Source organism: Pseudomonas sp. P9_2, assembly GCF_034008255.1.
Classification (GTDB): Bacteria; Pseudomonadota; Gammaproteobacteria; order Pseudomonadales; family Pseudomonadaceae; genus Aquipseudomonas; species Aquipseudomonas synxantha_A.
The window spans coordinates 3,782,328-3,803,316 of record NZ_CP125376.1 but is presented as its reverse complement, the minus strand read 5'-3'; the positions used below and the strand labels follow the sequence as shown (position 1 = coordinate 3,803,316).

Annotated in this window: 18 protein-coding genes; 1 reads left to right on the top strand and 17 read right to left on the bottom strand. The window is 63.1% G+C overall.

Translation table 11 applies throughout. From position 1 onward, the window contains the following. From QMK52_RS17095 to QMK52_RS17015, 17 genes are all read right to left on the bottom strand, one after another. Positions 1-1,584: a flavin monoamine oxidase family protein gene (locus QMK52_RS17095; protein ID WP_194438738.1), complete on the bottom strand. Its 1,584-nt coding sequence runs from the start codon at positions 1,582-1,584 to the stop codon at positions 1-3. A gap of 10 nt (positions 1,585-1,594) precedes the next feature. Further along, positions 1,595-2,518, bottom strand: coding sequence for an ABC transporter substrate-binding protein (locus tag QMK52_RS17090; protein ID WP_320403113.1), 924 nt, complete (start codon positions 2,516-2,518; stop codon positions 1,595-1,597). A 17-nt stretch (positions 2,519-2,535) separates the two neighbouring features. Continuing rightward, entirely contained in the window at positions 2,536-3,309 is a 774-nt protein-coding gene (locus QMK52_RS17085) for an amino acid ABC transporter ATP-binding protein (protein ID WP_032880317.1), read from the bottom strand. Then, complete coding sequence (locus QMK52_RS17080) at positions 3,302-4,273, bottom strand: amino acid ABC transporter permease (protein WP_005789615.1); 972 nt, start codon at positions 4,271-4,273, stop codon at positions 3,302-3,304. The genes QMK52_RS17085 and QMK52_RS17080 overlap by 8 nt, the downstream gene beginning before the upstream one ends. Before the next feature lie 19 nt (positions 4,274-4,292). Continuing rightward, entirely contained in the window at positions 4,293-6,686 is a 2,394-nt protein-coding gene (locus QMK52_RS17075) for a TonB-dependent receptor plug domain-containing protein (protein ID WP_122733854.1), read from the bottom strand. Positions 6,687-7,748: 1,062 nt separating this feature from the next. Next, positions 7,749-9,875: a type II secretion system secretin GspD gene (gene gspD, locus QMK52_RS17070; RefSeq protein ID WP_320403112.1), complete on the bottom strand. Its 2,127-nt coding sequence runs from the start codon at positions 9,873-9,875 to the stop codon at positions 7,749-7,751. A 5-nt stretch (positions 9,876-9,880) separates the two neighbouring features. Next, positions 9,881-10,381 carry a hypothetical protein gene (locus tag QMK52_RS17065; protein WP_320403111.1) on the bottom strand — a complete coding sequence of 167 codons (501 nt, stop codon included), beginning with the start codon at positions 10,379-10,381 and terminating at the stop codon, positions 9,881-9,883. Next, positions 10,378-10,980 carry a type II secretion system protein GspM gene (gspM, locus tag QMK52_RS17060; protein ID WP_005789622.1) on the bottom strand — a complete coding sequence of 201 codons (603 nt, stop codon included), beginning with the start codon at positions 10,978-10,980 and terminating at the stop codon, positions 10,378-10,380. The genes QMK52_RS17065 and gspM overlap by 4 nt, the downstream gene beginning before the upstream one ends. Next, positions 10,955-11,947 (bottom strand): PilN domain-containing protein, encoded by a 993-nt coding sequence (locus QMK52_RS17055; protein ID WP_320403110.1) that lies wholly within the window; start codon positions 11,945-11,947, stop codon positions 10,955-10,957. Before QMK52_RS17055 ends, gspM begins: the two co-directional genes overlap by 26 nt. After that, positions 11,944-12,645 carry a type II secretion system minor pseudopilin GspK gene (locus tag QMK52_RS17050; RefSeq protein WP_320403109.1) on the bottom strand — a complete coding sequence of 234 codons (702 nt, stop codon included), beginning with the start codon at positions 12,643-12,645 and terminating at the stop codon, positions 11,944-11,946. Before QMK52_RS17050 ends, QMK52_RS17055 begins: the two co-directional genes overlap by 4 nt. Further along, positions 12,642-13,250: a prepilin-type N-terminal cleavage/methylation domain-containing protein gene (locus QMK52_RS17045; RefSeq protein WP_320403108.1), complete on the bottom strand. Its 609-nt coding sequence runs from the start codon at positions 13,248-13,250 to the stop codon at positions 12,642-12,644. The genes QMK52_RS17050 and QMK52_RS17045 overlap by 4 nt, the downstream gene beginning before the upstream one ends. Further along, positions 13,247-13,579 (bottom strand): prepilin-type N-terminal cleavage/methylation domain-containing protein, encoded by a 333-nt coding sequence (locus QMK52_RS17040; protein WP_320403107.1) that lies wholly within the window; start codon positions 13,577-13,579, stop codon positions 13,247-13,249. The genes QMK52_RS17045 and QMK52_RS17040 overlap by 4 nt, the downstream gene beginning before the upstream one ends. Further along, complete coding sequence (locus QMK52_RS17035; RefSeq protein ID WP_320403106.1) at positions 13,576-14,001, bottom strand: type II secretion system protein; 426 nt, start codon at positions 13,999-14,001, stop codon at positions 13,576-13,578. Before QMK52_RS17035 ends, QMK52_RS17040 begins: the two co-directional genes overlap by 4 nt. A gap of 7 nt (positions 14,002-14,008) precedes the next feature. Continuing rightward, entirely contained in the window at positions 14,009-14,419 is a 411-nt protein-coding gene (gspG, locus tag QMK52_RS17030; RefSeq protein WP_087945255.1) for a type II secretion system major pseudopilin GspG, read from the bottom strand. A gap of 20 nt (positions 14,420-14,439) precedes the next feature. Next, positions 14,440-15,636, bottom strand: a complete 1,197-nt coding sequence (gspF, locus tag QMK52_RS17025; protein WP_320403105.1) for a type II secretion system inner membrane protein GspF — start codon at positions 15,634-15,636, stop codon at positions 14,440-14,442. Next, positions 15,633-17,300, bottom strand: coding sequence for a GspE/PulE family protein (locus QMK52_RS17020; protein ID WP_320403104.1), 1,668 nt, complete (start codon positions 17,298-17,300; stop codon positions 15,633-15,635). The genes gspF and QMK52_RS17020 overlap by 4 nt, the downstream gene beginning before the upstream one ends. Before the next feature lie 255 nt (positions 17,301-17,555). Beyond that, on the bottom strand, positions 17,556-18,596 hold the full coding sequence (locus tag QMK52_RS17015; protein WP_320403103.1) for a LacI family DNA-binding transcriptional regulator: 1,041 nt from the start codon (positions 18,594-18,596) through the stop codon (positions 17,556-17,558). 200 nt (positions 18,597-18,796) lie between these two features. Here QMK52_RS17015 and QMK52_RS17010 point away from each other — a divergent pair, with 200 nt between their 5' ends. Beyond that, a complete protein-coding gene (locus QMK52_RS17010) occupies positions 18,797-20,989 on the top strand; it encodes a TonB-dependent receptor (protein WP_320403102.1) in 2,193 nt (730 codons plus the stop codon).

The window sequence follows — 20,989 nt, the reverse complement described above, 5'->3', positions numbered from 1 at the left end:
TCAAGAGGCGGCCACAGCCGCAATCTGTCGTTGTTGAGTGATGCGCTCGGCCAGTTGCGCCACCACATGGCGCGCGGAGTTGGCCGCCGACTCCTGCCAGATGCCCACGCCACTTTGCACCAGGCCGTCGCCGGCGAAGTACACCCGGCCATGGGGCCGTTCCAGCAAGGCGTGAGCCTGGGCGGGGAAGTGTTCGCGTTGCAGCCACGGGCCTTCGCTGTAGGGGATCTGTTCCCAGGACACCGCCAGTGGATGACGCAAATGTTTGGAATAACCTGGATGCAACAGCTCTACGGCTTGTCGGGAGGCGGCGTGCTGCTGTTCGAGTGGCTGTGCGCCGAACACGTCGGCGCCCTCCCCGGTCACGTAACCGGCCACCAGCACGCCCTCGCGGGTGTTGAGGTCGTTGCTGGGGTACCACAGCAAGCGCGCCGGATGCTCGACCCATGACAGGCCGCCATAGGTGCGGTAATCGGTTTCCCAGAAACGTGGGGATTGCCACGCCACCTTGGTCGCCTGATCGCTGCGAGTGCTGAGCAAGGCGGCCTTGACCGGGTCGCTGAAGTCGCTGTCGAGCCTGGCCAGCAGGGGCAGCGGCAAGGTCGAGACCAGGTAATCGGCACGCACCACCTGTTCGCGGCCGCTGTGCTGGTCGTGATAGGTCACCGCCACGCCCTCCTCCAACTGACGGATCTGCCGCACCTGGGCGCCGAGTTGCACCTGCTCATGCACGCGTCGGTAGAGGGCGTCGGTGATGCGGTCCATGCCGCCCACCGGCTGGAACATGGTGGCTGAAAATTCCGGGAACTCGGTGTGCAACAAAGCGCCCCAGAGTTCCGGGTGCAGCAAGCGCTCCAACCCCAGCGGCTTGTGGCGGGCGGGCAAGGCGCCAGGGTGGGCGGCTGACTCAAGGTGCCCGGAACGCAGGGTGCCCTCAAAAGCCAGCTCCTGGGACAGGTCCCCGTACACCTGCAAAAAACCCAGCAGGCGCGTACGCTCTTCACCACTCAATACATCGTCAAGGGCATCGCGTTGCACCGCCTTGGCCAGCAACCCGGACAGATGCCCACGGGTATCGTTGAGCGCCTGGCCGACGCTGAACGCCGGCTGGCTCAGGTCCGGCCGCACCTGAGCGCCATGGCTGCTGTTGACCAGCACTTCCAACGGCACGCCCAGCTCACTGCAATAGTCGAGGATAGTGCGGTGCTGGCTGGGAATACGCGCCGGGCCGGCGTTGAAATACTGGCCCGGATCAAACCCCACGGTTTGCGAGCGGCCATCCTTGTAGTCCACGCGGTCGCCGTTGCGCAGGGTCCAGGTGCGGCCACCCACGCGCTCACGGGCTTCCAGCACCTGCACGCTGAAGCCGGCGCGACTCAGTTCCAGGGCCGTGACCAATCCTGCAATCCCGGCGCCCAGCACCAGCACGCGGGTGCCCTGTCCCAGGCCATCCTTGAGTTTCAGCGGTTGCGGTCGGCGGTGTGACGATGGGCCCAGACCCAACACCGCCAGTGCATCCTTGACCGCCTTCTCACCGCCCACTGCGGCAATGCTCGACAGCGCTTCACGTCGTGTCAGTCCCATGTCGATGCTCCTAGTCCGGCAAGCCCGGTGGGTTGATCAGCGACTTGTCGACGCGTTCGACATCCAGGCCCCAACGTTGCAGCACCTGCTCGTATTGCCCTCCGGCAATCGCGCCTTCCAAGGCAGTGTGGATCGGCTGGACCAGGCCGTTGTCCTTGCGCGTGGTCACGGCGATATCGGCCTGCAACGGCCAGCCACCGTTGACGGTGCCGACGCGCTTGATGCCGCCGGTGATCGCCGCCGAATAGGCGTACACCGAGTTCGGCCCGAACAGCGCATCGCTGCGCCCTGACTGCACCGCCAGTTGCGCGGCGGCCTGATCGTCGAAGTATTGCAACAGCGCAGGCTTGAGGCCGGCATTTTCATTGGCCTCGTTCCAGGCCAGCAGAACCTTTTCCTGGTTAGTGCCGGAGCCGACGATGATCTTCAGCCCGGCAATGTCCGCCGCCTGCTTGATCTCAGTGATCTTGCTGGTGCTCTTGACGTAAAAGCCGAGCACATCCTGGCGGTAGGTGGCGAAGTCAAAACGCTTTTTGCGTGCCTCGGTGACGGTGACGTTGCTGATCACCACGTCGTATTTGCCCGAGCTGACGCCCAGGGGCCAATCCTCCCAACTGGTCTGTACCACATTGAGTTGCAGGCCGAGGCTATCGGCGATCAGTTGTGCGGTATCGGCTTCGCTGCCAATGGTGGTCTTGTCGTCACTGGCGAGCAGTGCCAGGGGCGGCCCGGCCACGCCGGACACGGCCACAGTGAACTTGCCCGGCTGGGCGAACTTGAAGCCTGGCGGGATCTGCGCAATGGCCGCTTCATTGCGCGGCACATGGATGCGCGGGCGGTCGGGGCTCAGATCAACCTGTTGCACGGCGAAGGCGTATTGCGCGGTGCTGACGGCAAGCGCCAGCAAGGTCGCGCGGGTGGTATGGATGAACATGGCAGTCACTCCTTGAACTAAAGCACCTTGCCGAGAAAGGCCTGGGTGCGGGGATGGCGGGGTTGGCGGAAGATCTGTTCGGGCGGGCCCTCTTCGATCAGTTGACCGTCGCAGAGAAACACCACGTGGTCGGCAACTTCACGGGCAAAGCCGATCTCGTGGGTGACAATCACCAGGGTTACACCCAGTCGGGTCAGGCCCTTGATCACGTCCAGCACCTCGCCTACCAGCTCAGGGTCGAGGGCCGAGGTGGGCTCGTCGAACAGCAGCACCTTGGGGTCCAGCGCCAGGGCCCGGGCGATGGCGACGCGTTGCTGCTGACCACCGGAGAGCTGGCGCGGATAGGCGTCGGCCTTGTCCGCCAGGCCGACCTTGGCCAGCAACTCGGCGGCCTTGAAGTGGGCTTGGGCCTTGCTCCAGCGCTTGTGGGCCAACGGCGCTTCGGCGATGTTTTCCCAAGCGGTCAGGTGCGGAAACAGGTTGAAGTTCTGGAACACAAAACCCACGTCGATGCGACGCTTGAGGATTTCGCGCTCCTTGAGTTCGAACAGCAGGTCACCCTTGCGCCGATAGCCGACGTATTCACCGTCGATGGTGATATGCCCGCTGTCGATCTTCTCCAGGTGGTTGATGGTGCGCAGCAAGGTGGACTTGCCCGAGCCGGACGGGCCGAGGATCACCGTGACCTTGCCGGGGTCGATGGTCAGGTCGATGTTATCGAGCACCTGCTGGTTGCCAAAGCGCTTGCCCACGCCCTGGATCTGGATGCGCCCGGCGCGTGCTTCAGCCATGGGACTTCTCCTTGAGCCACAGGCGCAGGCGCTGCAACGGCGTCGGCGGCAGCACCCGGGCGGTGCCACGGGCGAAATGACGTTCGACGTAGTACTGGGCGCTGGTGAGCACGGTGGTGATGATCAGGTACCACACCGTGGCCACGATCAGCAGCGGGATCACCGCCTGGGTGCGGTTGTAGATGACCTGCACGGTGTAGAACAGCTCGGGCAGGGCCAGTACGTAGACAATGGAGGTGCCCTTGACCAGGCCGATGATTTCGTTGAACCCCGACGGTAAAATCGAGCGCAATGCCTGGGGCAGGATAATGCGAAAGATACGCCGCGACGCCGGCAACCCCAGGGCCGCGGCTGCTTCATGCTGGCCGGCCTCCACGCCGATCAGGCCACCGCGAATGATCTCCGCCGCATAGGCCGCCTGCATCAGGCTCAAGCCCAGCACCGCTACGGTGAATTGGCTGAGCACATCCACCGTCGACCATTCGGCGAACACCAGGTCGGTGAACGGCACCCCGAGCACGATGTGGTCATACAGGTAGGCAAAGTTGTAGAGAATGATCAGCACCAGCAGCGCCGGCATCGAGCGGAAAAACCAGATATAGCCCCAGGCCAATGCGGCCAGCAACGGCGAACCCGACAGCCGCGCCAGGGCCAGCGCCGTGCCAAGAATGACGCTGAACACAGTGCTCAGCAGGGTCAGCAACAGCGTCTGCCCCAGCCCGCGCAGCACTGACGGCGAGAAGAACCACTGGCTGAATACGCCCCACTCCCACCGCGGGTTGGTGGCCAGGGAATGCACGATGGCCAGCAGCACCAGCGCGGCGAAGATCGACCCGGCCCAGCGCCAGGGATGCCGGGCGGGCACCACTTGCAGCGCCTTGATCGGCGTGGAGACGCGGTGCTGACGCAGCGGTTGTACGCTGACCTCATCAAGCAGGTCGTAGGGTTTGGCGACAATGGGCATGTGCTATTCCTCGCAGGCCTTAGAAGGCGTAAGTCAGCCGGGTGTAGTAGTACCCGCCGGTAAAACCGTAGGGCGAATAAGTGCCGTAGCTGGCAACCATGGTGCTGCTCGGCACCCCTTGTTTCTTGGGGTATTGGTCGAACAGGTTCTTGGCGCCGATGGCGATGTTCAGGTCTTTGGTGAGGTTGTAGCCAAGGTCGAGATCGGTGATCCATTTGGCGCTGTAGACCCGGTCCAGGTCGCGGTTGGCCGATGAGTTGACTTCCTTGTAGGAACCGTAGCGAGTCAGGGCCAGGCTGAGATTGAAGCGTTCGATGCTCCAGTCGCCACCGAGGATCAGCTTGGTATTGGGCTGCACGCCGGTGATCAGGTTGCGGGCCTCGCGGTCCATCAGGTCATAAGGTCGGCCAAGGATGCTGGTGGACGCCTTGTAGTTCTGGATTCTGGTCTGGTTCCAGTTGAACGCAGCGGTCCACTTCAGCGCGCCGAACGCGCCCAGGTCCTGGTTATAGCTGCTGACCAGGTCCAGGCCCTTGGTGCGGGTGTCGGCGCCGTTGATAAAGTACTGGCCGCCGGAGGTGGAGTTGATGCCGTTGTTCTGCAGTACCTGGGTGACTTCAGGACCCAGCAAGGTGCCGGTCAGGGTGATGCGGTCACGTAGATTGATCACGTAGGCATCGGCGGTGAAACTCAGGCGGTCGGTGGGTGTAAGGGTGAAACCGAGGCTGAAATTGGTGGAGCGTTCGGGCTTCAACTCTTCGGCGCCCAGCGCCTTGGCCGCCGCCGACCCCACCGGCAGCACGCCGTAATTGATCGACTGGTACACGCCGTCCACCACGCCATAGGTGGTGGAGCGCGCACTGAACAAACTGTTGGCCAGGGACGGCGCACGAAAGCCATTGCTCACAGTGGCACGCACGGCGAACTGCGGCGTGAAGTCATAGCGGGTGGTCAGCTTGCCGCTGCGGGTGGCGCCCACGCCTTCGTTGTAATGCTCATAGCGCAGGGCGGTGCCGACGTACCAATCCGGCAAGGGGTTGAAGCCCACATCCACATAACTGGCCAGGCTGTTGCGAGAAGCGCTGCTTTCTTCCTGCGGGGAAATGCCGTTGGTGACCTGGGCCCCTGACGAGGCGCAGTTACCCGGCGCCACGCAGTAGCCGCCGTTGGCATAAGACCCGTAGTCACCGGCCTGTACCTCGTAGGTATCGCGCCGATGCTCGAAGCCATAGGACAGGTCCAAGGGTTTTTGCAGGCCAATATCAAAGCCGCGCTTGAAATCCAGGTTGGTGGTCAACTCGGTAGAAATCCACGTGCCGGAGGTAAAGCTGTTCGGCGTGGCTTCGCCCAGGGACGGGTTCTGGTTGTGGGTGGTGCCCTGCTCCGCTTCATTGCGCCCGTAAGTGGTGGACAGGTCCCAGTCCCACTCGCCCAGGGTGCCCTTGCCGCCGAAGGCCGCCTGAAAATCGTCCTCGTCGATGTACCAGGTCGGGGTGTACCCGGCCGGATAGCCATTGGGCCCGGTGGTGATGGTATTGGTGATGGTCGGCAGGCGGAAGTTCTGCCCCTGCTCGGCCTTGCGTCGCGAGTAGGTGGTGAAAGAGTACAGGCTGAGGCTGTCATCGATCGGCAGCTCGGCGTTGTAGCCCAGGGTCAGCAGGTTGGTTTTGGGCGTGCCGTAGCCACCGTAGGTGGACTTGCCTGCCAGGCCATACGCCTGCTCGTAGGTGTAGCCGTTGGCGCTGGCCTTGTTGTCGTCGTTCTGGCTGCGCGCATCCAGGGCCAGCTGCAGAATGCCGCCGTTACCGATTTCGAAGCCCTTGTTGAGGCTTTGCTGCACGGTTTGTTTCTTGCCGTCATAACCCAGGCCCGCGTTAGTCACCGAAGTGCCGCTGGTATCGGCCTTGAGGATCACGTTGACCACACCGGCGATGGCGTCGGAACCGTATTGGGCCGCGGCGCCATCGCGCAGCACTTCTACGTGGTCAATGGCGCTGATAGGGATCAGGTCCAGATCGGCCGGCGCCGCGCCGGTGTTGATGCCGTTGATATTCAAGGTGGCGCTGGTGTGGCGACGCTTACCGTTGACCAGCACCAGTACTTCGGCGGCGCTCAAGCCCCGCAGGTTTGGCGCGCGGGCAATGCCGCTGGCGTCCCAGCCGGTTTTTTCCGGCAAGGTCAGCGACGGGATCACCGCGCTCAACGCCTCCATCAACCCGGGCTTGCCGGTGCTTTGCAGTTGCTTGGCGCTGACCACATCAATCGGCACCGGGCTGCTGGTGACCGTGCGCTGCTCGGCGCCACGGTTGCCGGTGACCACGACGGTAGACAAGGTGCTGTCGTCCTGGGCGTGCGTCGCTGCAGCCAGCAAGGACAACGTCAGGGCGGCGGTGGGTTGTAGAACGTGCTTCATATCCATTCCCGGCTTTTTCCAAATCGCGAAATCGAGCAGGCACGCGCCTGGCGCGGCGTGACCGGTGTTCAAAAGGCGTTTCGGCTTGGGCTAGGTGTGGGGCAAGCGAGGGGTTTGAAGTGGCAACATACGTTGAGCTCCCGTCCAACGATTCTGCTGCGGGGGATAGTTACCCGGTCAGGCGCGCAGAATCTGAATCACGCTGGGTACCATCCGAGGTCAGGGGTAGGCTGTTGAGATCAAACATAACGGAATGAATTTCAAAAATATAATGCTGTTTTGGCATAAGCTAATATTCTCTACTTTCATTATTTATCAATATTTTTATTCATAATGGTAATGTTTACCCCATCAATAGCAGAGAGATTCTGGGCTAGGGAGGGGCTTGCCTTAATGCCAGTCAGTTAAGCGTACATTGCCCTCTGTAGGAGCGAGCTTGCTCGCGAAAAACCTCAACGATAAAGCGTGCTTCCTGAATGAACGCGGCGCCTGTGAGTTTTTCGCGAGCAAGCTCGCTCCTACAGAGTCTTAACTGACTGGCATTAGGGCTTGCCCTCGATGAGCATGGGTACCTACACAACTTTGTAGGTGGTCGCAGCCGACGGTAACTACGATGCGAAGCAAGCCGCTTTTGATCTGCTTTTGATCTTAGGCGCCCCGTTAAACCACGCTGGCCGGAATTCGACAGGGATTTGGGGGGTAAACCGGCAGGGATGCCGGTTTAGCCGCCCCGCGCCATGGATGGCGCGTGGCGGCGGCCCCCCAAATCCCTGTCGGATTACGGGCACACCGAGCCTAGGCGAGGTGCCGAGTGGTGGGGCAAGAGCGTTTTGGTTACTTTTGCGCTTTTCAAAAGTGACCCGCTGTAAAAGCGGAACCAATATTAGCCGTTACCACAGGAATGGATATGTACTCGGTATAACTGTGTTGGCTGTCAGGCCGTCATCGCAGGCAAGCCAGCTCCCACATTTGGATCGCGTCGCATCATTTAGGTAGTCGCTGGCAGTCAAAACGCCATCGGGAGCAAGCCCCCTCCCACATCGGTACTCGGAGCAGCCAGGATTATTGAGCCGGCCGCAACAGTTGCATCTGCTGGCGATAATCATCCGTCACCTGCCGTGCCTGGCTGCTGCTGGTGATGACTCTTGGCGTAATGAGCACTATCAACTCCGTACGGTCCTTGGACTTGCCAGTATTGCCAAACAACCACCGCAACCCCGGTATCTTCCCCAGATAAGGCACGGCACTGACACTCTCGGCGTTGTCCTGTTTGATCAACCCACCAAGCAATACCGTCTGCCCACTCTGCACCGCCACCTGAGTCGACACCGAGCGTGTGGAAATGCGCGGGTTCACCGGCGTCTCACTGCTGCCCGCCGGGTTCTGGGCATCACTGACCTGCTGCTGGATATCCATGTACACCAGCCCGCCCGGATTGATGCGCGGCACCACATCCAGGATCACCCCGGTCTGCACGTATTCGACACTGCTCAAGGTGGTGTCGGCGTCACCGGTGTTGACGGTGGTCTGGCTGATGGGAATGTTATCGCCCACCTGAATCTGTGCCGGCTGATTGTTCATCACCACCAGCGACGGCGCCGACAGCACTTGGGTGCGGCCGTTGGTTTCCAGGGCGTGCAAGGCCACTTGCAGGTTGGAGCTGACAAAGGAGTAGAACAACGAATCCGCCGCCCCCAGCCCCGCCCCGCCACCGCCCAGGGCGCCTTGGCTGCCGGAGGCGTTCGCCACCGTGGTGCTGGTGGAATTGCCCGCCAGGCGGCCGAGATACCACTGCACACCCAGGTCCAGTTCACCGGTGAGTTTGACCTCCAGGATGCGGGTCTCGATCTGCACTTGCAGCGGTGGGTTGTCCAGGCGCTTGATCGCCGCTTCGATCTCTTTCCATTGCGCCGGACGGGTGCGCACCAGCAGCTGGTTGCTGCTCTTTTGCGCGGTGATGCGGGTGCCGGCTTCGAGGTCGCTGGTGGGGGGCGCCTGGGTATTTTCGGCAGGTTCGGATTCGGGTTCGTCGGGTGCAGGCGCTGGGACATTGGCCTGCAGCCCAGCGCTGGTGGACGAGGATAACGTGGTGGTCCGCAACCCCGGCGCGACCTTGGCCGGTGCATCGTCCTTGATCGCACCATTGCCGTAGATCTGCCGCAAGTATTTGGCCAGGTCGGCGGCCTTCATATTGCGTACGTCGTACACATACATCTGCGGCTCGTTGCCGCCGCCCTCGTCGATGGTACGAATCCAGTCACCCACATCGCTGAGGTACTCGGGCTGAGACGAAATCGCCACCACCGAGTTGGTGCGCTCGACCGGCAGAAATCGCAACATGCCCGCCAGGGGCGTGCCGCTGTCGGCGCCGAACATGGCTTGCAGCTCAGGCATCAGTTCGGCCACCGAGGCACGTTGCAGGCCGAAGACCGCCACGGACATGCCCTTGAGCCAGTCCACATCGAAAGTGTCGATGGTGTCCTGGTAGTTGGCCAGCTCTTCCGGGGTGCCGGCCAGGCTCAGTACGTTGCGCGCCGGGTCGACCAGCAGAAACGCATTCTCTCGGGCGAAGGGCTTGAGCAGTTTCTGCATCTCGGTGGCGGAGATGTAGCGCAGCGGGAAGAGTCGCGCCGAGAGCCCGCTGGAGGGCTGCGTCACGCGCATCTGCGGCACCAGCTTGCCCGCCACCGCCTGGCTGGCCGGCAGAATCACGTAGCGGTTGCCCTGTTTGATCATGGCGTTGTCGGTCCAGGACAGCAGGGTTTCGAGGATCGACAGCGCCTGCTGCTTGTCCACCGGTTTTGACGTGGAGAAGCTGACATTGCCCTTCACGCCCTCGGTGATGCTGTAGTTCTCGTGCAGCAAGTCGCCCATTACGCTGTTGATCACCGCTTCGATGGGCTGGCCCTGAAAGTTGAAGACGATGTCGCCGCCCTCCTCCTGGGCTTTTACCGGCGCAGTGGGTTTACGCACGAACGTCTGATTGCCACGAATCAGCTGGCGCTGCGGCGGCGACTTCGCCTCGGGCAGAGCGCTTTGCATCGCAGGCGCCGCATTCGGCGGGCGTTGCGAACCGGTGCCTTGCAGCGCCTCGTTCAGCAGCTGGTCGTCCGGATCAAGGCGGTCGGGTAAGGATCCACAACCGCCCAGGGAGACGGCAGTGGCCAGGCAAAACAGCGAAGTGCGCATATCGATCAAGGGAGGGGCTCGCGGGGATGGGAAATCAGGGGTAACCGCTTGCCGTAGAGGCTCAGGGTCTGGGTGCGCCCGTTGAGGGCGAAACGGGCGTATTGCGGGGTCAGGTGCTCCAGGCGCCAGCCGTTGGGCAGCGTCTGGCCCAGGCGCACCGTCAGGGGTGGGCCGCTGGCTTGCTTGAGCATGGCCATTTGCAGGTTGCCGGTGATCATGATGCCGCTGAGGGTCAGGTTGGCCAGGCTCGCCACCTGGGTCTTGCCGACCACGCTGTCCGGGCGTCGATCGGGGCTGAACAGCGGCGTCTGCCAGGTGCTCGCGAGTTCTTGCAACGCCGGCGCCGGTGCGGCCTGCACAGTGACGGAGGGCTGAGCAGGTGCAGGCGCCTGCGGCAACCATCGCGGTTGATCACCGATGCTGCTGAGGATCACCGCCATCAGTACGCCCAATAGCCCGGCCAAGCCGAGCAAGCCCCACTCCAGGGGGCGCAGTGCACCGATCATGGCGCCACCTGCGCCGGTTGCAGGTAGCCACGCACCAGCAGTTGCACCGCCAGCTTGCCCGCCCCGCCAGTGGCCGGTGCCTGTTTGCTGCGGCGAATGCGCAACTCATCGACAAACAGAAACGGCGGTTGGTATTCCAGCGCGTGCAGGATCGCGGTCAGCGGTTCGATGGCGCAGTTGAGCGTGAGGCTGACCTTGACCTGCCTATAGGGCTCGCTGCTGTCCTGTTCGGTGGTGATGGGTTTGCGCTGGGTGAGGTTGCAGCCGCCGCCCAGGTTGGCGTGGCTGTTGATCAGGTCGGCCAGACGCTGCATCAGGTCGGCGGCGACCACATCGGGGTCATCGCCTGGCAACAGACTGGCGCTGCTGGCCGGGTCTTGCCGCGCCAGCTCAAGCTGCTCGCGCAATGCATCGCCCTGGCGCAACACGGCGGCGTAGCGTTGCTGCTGCTCACGCAACTGCTGGGCTTGCTCGCCCATGGTACGCAGCGGGCCGGCGAACCAGCTGTCGATCAGCAACCAATAGGCCGCACCGAGTACCACGGCCAGGAGCAACAAGGCACCGCCACGACGTTCACGGGGTGTGAGGGGTCGGCGCATCGGCGGCCTCCTGGCGTAAGTGGGCGCGCAAGGCAAACTGGTCCTTGCCGGTGCGCGCATCGGGTTGAATCACCCCTTCGAACTGGGCGTTGTCCAACCGCCGGCAGCCTTTGATGCGGGTGATCAGGCCACTGGCCTTGGCACTTTGCCCGGAGAAGGTCACCTCAGCGTCCTTGACATCCAATTGGTCGAGCCAAGTGTCGGCGGGCAGGCAAGTGGTCAAGTCATTGAGCAGCGCAGCCAGCGGCGGTTGCGCCAGTTTGCGCTGGGTGAGGTACTGCGCTGCGCCGCGGGTATTGAGCAGTTGCTGGCGCAGGGCGTGCACCTGGGCGACCTGGGCTTTTTGCTGCTGCACGGTGGCGTGCATGGCGTCGAGTACACGCTGGCGGTCGTTGAGCCACAGCAACATGGCGGCGATCAGCAAGGCACCACACAGCCATGGCAGGCTGCGCTGCAAATCCTTGCCCGTTCGGCGTTGGCGCGAGCGTAACGGTGCCGGCAGCAGGTCGATGCCCAGGCCCGCCACATCGACGCGATGGGGATGCAGACCAAGGGCAGCGCAGTCGCTGAGAATCCGATCCAGACGCTCGCGCAGGATCGCCACCAGCGTGACCTCAAGGTGGGTGGGTGTGCGCTGCTCCTGACGCGCCACGAAGTACAACTGCTCGGGGTCGAACGGGGTGTAGCGGTCCAGTTCATAGCCGACCACCGCCGTGAGGTTGCGCGCGGCCGCCAGGGGCAATTGCAGGCGTTGCTGCAGCACCACGTCAGGGTCGAGCATCAGCACCTGGCAGGCGTTGCCGGGGATAACCGGCGCCGTCAGCGGCCAGTGATGGACCTGCTCAGGCGGCTCTTGTGGGGCCAGCCAGCTCGGCACACAGCCGCGCAGTTCGGTGAGCCAGAGGCGCCAGCCTTGTTGCAACAGGCTGCCGCGCCACTGGCGGGCGATAGGTTCAAGTCGATTCATTCTTGCCACCGCACCACCCGATAGGGTTGTGCACGGTCCTCCGCGGGGCTCAATAAGACGGTGAGTTGCAGGCGTGCCTGATAGCCGCCGGGGCGCTCGGCACGGCTGTCGATTTCCAGCACCTGGCCGGGGTCGGCGCCCTCGGCGTTTTGGCGTGGCAGGTTCAATGCCTTGCGCATCAAGGGGCTGGCAAATGCCGGATCGGGTCGATCCAGGTCGCTCCACAAGGTCATTTCCGGCAGCAATTGGCTGTACAGCGCCTGGGTCATACCGGGCAGTTGCCGCACTTCTTCCAGCACCCGAAACGGCGCCAGGCCCTGACGGCGCCGAGCCTCAAGCGCCTGGACCAACTGATGGGCCTGGGCCGGGGTAGCGCCGCAGGCCAGGGCCAGGTGCAGCAAGTCACCGGGGTCGGCGTTGACCAGGTACAGCTTGCCGCGCTCACTGCGCAGGCGGACCTGTAGGCGGGCGTCGTCGAAGGTCAGCGCGATGGCACGCCCATCCGCCACCCAGTGCCGATCAGCCATGACCTGGGCAATACCGGCTTCGGCGGCCAACAGCGTCTGGGTGTGCTGGCGGTACCACAGCGCCTGGCGACTTTGCAGTTGCACCCAGGCAGCCAAACCGCCGAGCAACAGGCTGAGTAAAGCCAGCACCCACAGCATCAACAGCAACGCCGCTCCGCGCTGGCGCTTCATTGTTCACTGCTCGCGCTGCCGAGGTTCAGGCGCAGGGCAATCACTTGCGTCAGCCACGGCACCGGCCCGTTGACGCTGGCGTCGATGCGTACTGCGACGGGCAAGCGCCGGGGCCAGGGCCACGCGTTCAACCAGCCGGTGGGCTGGCCCAAGGGCGATACGCCGCGATAACTCAATTGCAGCGCCTCGACGTTATGCAGCAGCACCTGCGGTTCAGCACGCTGGGTGTTGGCAGCGGATTGCAACTGCGAAAACGCCACCTGAAAATCCTGCTCTACCCGTTGCAGGGTAAAGCGCTGGATGCCCCCGCCGAGCACGCCGGGCAAGGTCGCCACAAACTGCAAGCGCTCTGCCGTGCCGATAAAAAAACCGTCGGCCTGGCTGTCGTCTTCAATGATATTCAAGGGCAACGCCTCGCTGATCGCGGTGCGTAGAAACTGTTGGGCGGTGCGCATTTCATCCAGGCTCACGGTGTAACTTTGGGCCTTGGCCACCGCCCGATTGGCGCCCAGCAACGCAGCGCCCACCAGCAATAACAATATCGAAAGCAGGCTGAGCACCACGAGGATCTCCAGCAAGGTGAAGCCCTGCTCGCGGCGCTTCACAGGCGGGCCTTCAAGGTGCTGAAGCGGGCCTGATGCGCGCCTTCGCGCAGGTTCAGGTCGAGACGAAACAGATGGGGCTGCTGCCGGGTACTGGTCAATTGCCAATGAATGCCATCAAGTTCGCCTTGCAAGGTGCCTTCGCTCAGCGGGCCGGCCGCTTCCTGGTCCAGCAGCGTGAGCGCGGCCTGGGTTAGCCGGTCGCTGTGGGCAACCTGGGCCAACGAGCGCGCACTCTGGCCGAAGGCAACCAGCAACACGCTGCTGCACACCGCCATCAACGTCAGGGCCGCGAGCATTTCCAGCAGGGTAAAACCGGCCTGATGCTTCATGGCAGCGCCCTGGACTGCACGCTGCCGGTGAGCCAACCAATGTCGATACGCCAACGCCAGGCGCCGCTGGCCAGCAGCAGGTTGCCGCCGGTGGAACTGCCATCGGGGTAGAACACCACGGCGGCGCCCGCCTGCTCGGCACTGTGCAGCGTCACCTGCAACGGTGCCTGCCACTGTTGCGGGGCACGCCCTGGAGCCCGGAACGTCAGACGTTGCAGGTCGAATTCGGTGCGCGCCGCCTGGCCGCTGACGATCGCCCCCGCCCGCGTGGCGCGCAGTGCCTCGACCATCTGCCCCACCACCCGCCGCTCCTGAGCCACTTGCAGCCCCTGGCGCACACCCAGCCCCAGCAACCCGGCCGCGACGCCGATCAATACAATGACCACCAGCATCTCCAGCAAGGTAAAGCCGCGCTGGGCCATGGCCGGGTTACTCCCAGTTACCCAAATCGGCACTGTAGCCCTCGCCGCCCGGTTGACCGTCCTGGCCGTAGAAGATCAGGTCGAAGGCGCCATGCTGCCCGGGGAAGCGATAACCGAACCCGTGGCCGAACGGGTCCTTCAACTCCGAAGGCTTCGCATAGGGACCCGCCCAGCTGGAGGCATTGGCGGGCTTGTCGAGCAGCTGTTGCAGGGTGTTGGGCGGCGCGCCCACATCCAGGGCGTAGCTGTCGATCTTCATGCTCAAGCTCGCCAACTGCGCCTTGCCTGCACCGTATTTGCCCTTGTCCACATTGCCGCCGACCTGGCGCACGACAATGGTTGCGACGATGCCCAGCAGCACGATTACCGCGAGCATTTCCAGCAGGGTGAAGCCGTTTTGGCGGTGCCGGGTTCTCATTGATTCCACTCCATGAAGGTTCATATATGGCTGGTGAGGCTCATCAGCGGCAGCATGATTGCGAGCATGATTACCGCCACCAGCACCGCCATGATCACGGTCAGCGAGGGCACCAGCGCAGCGAGCAGACGGTCGATCGCACGCTTGGCCTCGACGTCGAAGATGTCGGCGACCTTGAGCAACATGCCGGGCAGTTCACCGGCGTGTTCGCCGACCTCGATCATTTGCAGGGCCAACTGCGGCAACAGCGGTTGACTGCCAAACGCCTCGGCCAGGGTGCCGCCGCCTTTGACCTGTTGCGCCGCCAGCGCCACTTGCGCCTGCAATGCATGGTTGCTGCAGACCTGCCGGGCGATCACCAGCGCGGGCAGCAATGCCACGCCATTGCTGAGCAAGGTGCCGAGGGTGCGGGTCAGGCGTGCGGCTTGCACCCGTTGCAGCAGCGGGCCGACCACACGGATGCCCAGCAGGTGACGGTCGTAGCGTTCGCGGCGGCTGGGGTCGCGCAGGCGCGTCACCAGGAGCCCGGCACTGATCGCCAACCCGGCCAACAGCACCAGGCCATAGGCCGACAAAAACTCGCCAAGCCCCAGGATCACTTGGGTGATCAACGGAATCGGCACGCCCAGATCCTGAAAAATCGGCACGAATTGCGGCACCACATAGGCCAGCAACAGCGCCAGGGAACCCAGTACGCCCACCACCAGGAACGCCGGGTAGATCAGCGCGTTGATCACCTCGCCACGCAGTCGCTGGCTGCGCTCCAGGTAGTCGCTGAGCTGGCGCAGGGTGTCTTCCAGCGCACCACCGGCCTCGCCCGCGCGCACCATGCTCAGGTACAGCGCAGAAAACGTATCGCCCTCTTCCTCAAGCGCAGCCGACAGCGGTTTGCCGGCCTTGACCTGGTCACGGATGCGCTCGATCAAGGCCCGCACCTGGGGTTGGCCGGGTTGTTTGAGCAGCAGGTTCAACGAGCGTTCAAGGGGCTGACCGGCGCCGAGCAGCGTCGCCAGTTGCTGGGTGAAACTCACCAGCGCTGCACCCTTCAACGGCCCGCGTACACGACGTAACGAGGCACTGCCCGTCGTTTCGATATGCAGCAGCAACCAGCCACGCTTGTGCAAGATGGCGACGGCGGCGGCCTGGTCAGCAGCTTGCAGCGTGCCGCTCTGGGCGGCGCCCTGGCTGTCCAGGGCACGGAACTTGAACAGGCTCACGCATCCTCTCCACGGGTGACGCGCAACACTTCTTCCAGGGACGTGACGCCCGCCAGTGCCTGACGCAGGCCGTCTTCATACAAGGTGCGCAAACCGCCGCGGCGGGCGGCTTGCTCAAGGGTGGCGGCGTCGGCGTGGGCCATCAGCAGGCTGCGCAACTCGTCATTCATCACCAGCAATTCGGTGAGGGCGCTGCGGCCGTGGTAGTCGCCGTGATACAGCAGGATCGGGCGCTGCTCGGTGAGGCGATCCAGGCCGTGTTCCTTGATCAACGCCGGCGGTGCCTGGAACGCGACCCGTGTGGCCGGGTTCAGGCGCCGCACCAGGCGCTGGGCGAGAATGCCGCTGACGGTGGAGGCGATCAGGTAGCTTTCCACGCCCATGTCCAGCAAGCGTGTGATGCTGGCGGCGGCGCTGTTGGTGTGCAGGGTTGAGAGCACCAGATGGCCGGTGAGTGAGGATTGGACGGCGATGCGGCAGGTTTCCAGGTCGCGGATTTCACCGATCATGATCACGTCCGGGTCCTGGCGCACGATGGCGCGCAGCGCTCCGGCAAAGTCCAGGCCGATGGCGGGCTTGACCTGGATCTGGTTGATGCCTTCAAGCTGGTACTCCACCGGGTCTTCCACGGTGATGATCTTGCGTTCGGCGGTGTTGAGCCGCGACAGGGCGGTGTACAGCGTGGTGGTTTTACCCGAGCCTGTGGGCCCGGTAACCAGCAGGATGCCGTGGGGCCGCTCAAGCACATCAAGAAAGGCTGCCAGGCGCTGACCATCAAAACCCAGGCTTGGGAAGTCGAACTGCACGGTTTGCCGGTCCAACAGGCGCATCACCACCGACTCGCCGAAGCTGGTGGGCACCGTGGACACGCGCAAATCCAACGCCTTGCCCTGGATGCGCAGCATGATGCGCCCATCCTGGGGCAGGCGCCGCTCGGCGATGTCCAGGCGCGCCATGATCTTGACCCGCGAGATCACCGCCGCCGACGAACTGGCGGGCGGCGCTTCGGCGTCGTGCAGTAGGCCGTCGATGCGGTAGCGCACCTTGAGCTGGTTTTCGAAGGGTTCGATATGGATATCCGACGCCCGTTGTTCCACGGCGCGTTGCAGGATCAGGTTGACCAGGCGAATCACCGGCGCTTCGGAAGCCATGTCCTTGAGATGCTCGATATCTTCGAGGGCACCACCCTGCTCATCGAGGTTTTCGATCAGCGTGCCCATGGCCGACCGGCCCTGGCCGTAGTAACGCTCGATCAGGCCCTCTACTTCGGTATGCGCGCCGATGGCCAGCCATACAGGAACTTGGCAGGCATACGCCAGGGCCTGGAACGGGTACCGCTGCGTCGGGTTGGCGGCCAGCACGCGCAGGCCGCCCTCGTCCCAGCCCATGGGCACCAGGTGGTAATGACGCAGGAAGCGCTCGGTCACGGCGGGTAATGGGTCAAGCAACGGCGGCGCAGCGTCGGTCGCCAGCAATGGCGCAGCCAGCAGATCGGCCCAGGCGCGGGCCAGTTCGATTTCGGACACCAGGCCCAGGCGCGTGAGTAAACCCAGCAGGTCGCGAGGGTCATCGGATAAGCGCCGGGCGCGTTCCAGATCCAGCGTTTTAAGCCCGGCGTGCTGCATCAGCCACGCGCACACCTGGTCGGTGTGCGGGATGTGCATCTTGCAAGCATCGATGGGGGCTGAAGACATCATTGAGGAATATCTAACGTTGCGAAAAGTATGGCTATTTGGAACTACCGAACAGTGCCATTAGTTCGCCACAGCCCATGCAGGAGTTAGCCGGGGGTATCGACTGGAAGTTATAGCTCTAGTTCCGGCTGGCGGGAAATTAAATACAAAACATTGCCAAATGCACTGATTTAGAGCGTTAGCAGCCAATAGCCACTAGTTGCACTTAGCCATGCCCCGTAATGACTAGGTACTTTCCCTTTCAATTAACTGACAGTGCAAAAGATTCAAGCGTGCAACTTCACCCTCGATCGGTAATACACCCAGACTTTGTAGAACGCGGGTGGCGGCTAATACACCAATCTCAAGGGCCGGTGGCTGGATCGTGCTGAGGCTGGGCAGCAACATCTGTGCGAAGGGGTAGTCGCCAAAGCCCAAGACGGCGCAGTCCTGCGGGATGTTCAGCCCCGCACGCTGACCGGCCAACAAACCGCCGGCAGCCAGGTTGTCGTTGGCAAAGAAAATCGCGTCGGGCCTGGTCACCTCCCCCATCAGCGCCTCCATGGCCTGCTTGCCCGCCTCGAAAGGCGCACGGTCGGCGTCGGGAAAAAAGACCCACGGCTGCACACCCAGCTCGCTGAGGGTCGCAGTAAAACCATCACGGCGCTCCAGCGCGCTGAAGTCGCCCGCCGCGCTGTTCTGCACGAAGGCGATACGCCGATAGCCCTTGCCATGCAGGTAGCGCGCGGCAGTGACGCCGACTTGATAATGGGAAAACCCCACTTGCAACGGCTCGCGCTCCGGCACGTAGTCCCAGGTTTCCACCACCGGGATGTCCACCTCGGCGATCATCTTTTCGGTGCCTGGGCTATGGAAGCGGCTGGTCAGCACCAGCGCGGCCGGCGACCAACCAAGAAAGGCGCGCACCGCGCTTTCCTCTTGCTCGATGCTGAAATAGCTGGACGCCAGCAACAGCTGGTAGCCGTGGCGACTGAGGGTATCGCTGAAACCCTGCAAGGTATTGGCAAAGATCGGCCCCGAGATATTCGGAATCACCATCGCGACGATTCTGCCTCGCGCAGAGGCCAAGCCACCGGCCACCAGATTGGGCACATAACCCAATTGCGCCACCACCTCGGCGATACGCTCACGGCGTTCGGGCGAGACCTGCTCCGGCTGGTTGAAGTAACGCGACACGGTAATCGCCGACACCCCAGCCTGGCGTGCCACGGTGCTCAGTGTGACGCGTCCGGCGCCCCGGCGTTTGCGCGGTGTGTGTTCGTCCACGGAATAACCCTGTAAAAAAGGAATATAAAACTAATTTATTAGTATTTGACGCTCTAAGCTGTGCCTTCAATAATGCCGATGTTAGCGCTAACAAGGCGCAGTGTCTGCTACTCGCTCGAGCGAATGCCCAGGACATTTTCACAGGCGCTGGCGGTCGCAGAACCGCAGCGGACCAGGGTATTTTTTCGAGCGGGCACAGCATGCATAACTTTCCACGGCACACCCATTTATTACTCCTGGCCGGACTCAGCGCCCTGCCCGTCTGCGGCGCTGTCGCAGATGAGGAGCAAGAGCCCACGCTTCAATCCGTGACGGTCACCGCTACCCGACGGGAAGAGTCGCTGCAAAAAGTCCCGGTGGCCGTCTCGGTGCTCGATGGCGAACAACTGGAGCGCGACAACCGCAACGGTGTGGCGAGCATCGCCCAGCAGGTACCGTCACTGAACTTTCGTACCGACGCGTCGAACAAGGACACCTCCCTGTTCGTACGCGGCGTGGGCACCATTTCCACCTCGCCGGGGGTCGAGCCCACCGTGGCGACGGTGATCGACGGCGTGGTTTATGCGCGCCCCGGCCAGGCCACCCTCGACCTGCTCGACCTGGAGCGCATCGAGGTACTGCGCGGCCCGCAAGGCACGCTGTTCGGCAAGAACGCGTCCGCCGGCGTGCTGAATATCACCAGCAAGGCGCCGACTGCCCAGACACACGGTTTTATCGATCAGTCGTTCTACAGCGGCAATGAAAGCCGTACGCGGTTCGGCATCGGTGGCAGCCTGGTGCCGGAGGTGCTCAAGGGCTCGATCAGCACCTTGTTCGGCAGCTACGACGGCAACGTCGACAACCACCACAATGGTCAGGAGGTCAACGGTTACAACCACAAGGGCATTCGCGGCAAGCTGGAGTTCACGCCCAACGACGACGTGAAGCTGACCCTGATCGCCGACTACATGCAGTCCCACGATGACGCGCCCAATGGTGTGGTCAGCAAGTCCCTGAGCCCGGCGTTCAGCAATGCCTTGAGGCCAGTGCGCGCCTCAAGTGACAACCGCGATATCAACACCGATACCCGCAGCCATGTGCAAGACATCAACAAGGGCCTGTCGGCGCAGTTGGACTGGAACCTGGGCGACTACACCCTGACCTCGATCACCGCCTGGCGCGGCTGGGACAACACCCAATACCAGGACGGCGACCGTCTCGGCACCGTCACCGCCGCCTTCCCCGGCACCGCCGACAAAGGCGACCTGGCGTTCGACCAGTACTCCCAGGAGCTGCGTCTGGCCTCGCCCAAAGGTGAGTTCCTGGAGTATGTCGGCGGCCTGTTCTACATGCATGGCAAGGATGAGGAAACCTATCAACGCACCCTCACGACGACTGCGCGTGTCGACCGTGGCATCGCCGACTACAGCACCACCAGCGACAGCTACGCGGCATTCGGCGAGACCACGCTCAACTTCACCTCGCGCTTTCGTGGCATCGCCGGCTTGCGCTATACCCATGACGACTTGAAGTACGACCATCGCCGCGTGTCCACCTCTGCCACCACGGTCAGCGGCATCCAGCCGGCGACGGCGAGTTCCGGCTCGGTAGACGAGGACGGTTGGTCCGGCCGGCTGGGCGTGCAATACGACATCAGCGATAGCGTCACCAGCTACCTCACCTACTCGCGTGGCTACAAAGGCCCGGCCTACAACGTGTTCTTCAACATGCAGCCGCGCGACACCGAGGCGCTCAAGCCGGAGACTTCCAACACCTGGGAAGCCGGGATCAAGGCCACCGCCTGGCACAACCGCCTGACCACCAACCTCGCGGTGTTCCACAGTGACTACGACAACTACCAGGCCAACTTTTTCGACACCGTCGCCGGCCAGGTAGTGACACGCCTGATCAATGCCGGCAGCGTCAGCACCGAAGGCGTCGAGCTCGATTACGCGTTGCAAGCCACCCAGCAACTCAAGCTCTCCGGCGCCCTGGCCTATACCCGAGCGCGCATCGATCAGTTCGCGTGCCCGGCAGGCGCAGCGGCGACCTGCAATGTGAATGGCAAGCCATTGCCATTCAGCCCGGACTGGAAAAGCTACGTGCGTGCCGACTACAGCATCCCCCTGGACAACGGCCTGGATGTCGAGCTGGGCACCGACTACAGCTGGCAGAGCGAAGTGCAGTACGACATCAGCCAGAACCTGGACACCAAGCAAGGCGCGTACGGCATCTGGAACGCCAGCGTGGCCCTGGCCGACTACACCAATGGCTGGCGCGTGGCGCTGTTGGCGAAGAACCTCGCCGACAAATCCTACTCACCGCTGTTGGCCAGTGGCGGCAACTACATCTACCGCGCCGTACCCCGTGACGATGAACGTTACTTCGGCGTGCAACTGCGCAAGGACTTCTAG

Coding starts and splice junctions, on each gene's coding strand:
- QMK52_RS17095 (WP_194438738.1), bottom strand. CDS start 1,584: ATGGGACTGACACGACGTGAAGCGCTGTCGAGCATTGCCGCAGTGGGC.
- QMK52_RS17090 (WP_320403113.1), bottom strand. CDS start 2,518: ATGTTCATCCATACCACCCGCGCGACCTTGCTGGCGCTTGCCGTCAGC.
- QMK52_RS17085 (WP_032880317.1), bottom strand. CDS start 3,309: ATGGCTGAAGCACGCGCCGGGCGCATCCAGATCCAGGGCGTGGGCAAG.
- QMK52_RS17080 (WP_005789615.1), bottom strand. CDS start 4,273: ATGCCCATTGTCGCCAAACCCTACGACCTGCTTGATGAGGTCAGCGTA.
- QMK52_RS17075 (WP_122733854.1), bottom strand. CDS start 6,686: ATGAAGCACGTTCTACAACCCACCGCCGCCCTGACGTTGTCCTTGCTG.
- gspD (WP_320403112.1), bottom strand. CDS start 9,875: ATGCGCACTTCGCTGTTTTGCCTGGCCACTGCCGTCTCCCTGGGCGGT.
- QMK52_RS17065 (WP_320403111.1), bottom strand. CDS start 10,381: ATGATCGGTGCACTGCGCCCCCTGGAGTGGGGCTTGCTCGGCTTGGCC.
- gspM (WP_005789622.1), bottom strand. CDS start 10,980: ATGCGCCGACCCCTCACACCCCGTGAACGTCGTGGCGGTGCCTTGTTG.
- QMK52_RS17055 (WP_320403110.1), bottom strand. CDS start 11,947: ATGAATCGACTTGAACCTATCGCCCGCCAGTGGCGCGGCAGCCTGTTG.
- QMK52_RS17050 (WP_320403109.1), bottom strand. CDS start 12,645: ATGAAGCGCCAGCGCGGAGCGGCGTTGCTGTTGATGCTGTGGGTGCTG.
- QMK52_RS17040 (WP_320403107.1), bottom strand. CDS start 13,579: ATGAAGCATCAGGCCGGTTTTACCCTGCTGGAAATGCTCGCGGCCCTG.
- QMK52_RS17035 (WP_320403106.1), bottom strand. CDS start 14,001: ATGGCCCAGCGCGGCTTTACCTTGCTGGAGATGCTGGTGGTCATTGTA.
- gspG (WP_087945255.1), bottom strand. CDS start 14,419: ATGAGAACCCGGCACCGCCAAAACGGCTTCACCCTGCTGGAAATGCTC.
- QMK52_RS17020 (WP_320403104.1), bottom strand. CDS start 17,300: ATGCACATCCCGCACACCGACCAGGTGTGCGCGTGGCTGATGCAGCAC.
- QMK52_RS17010 (WP_320403102.1), top strand. CDS start 18,797: ATGCATAACTTTCCACGGCACACCCATTTATTACTCCTGGCCGGACTC.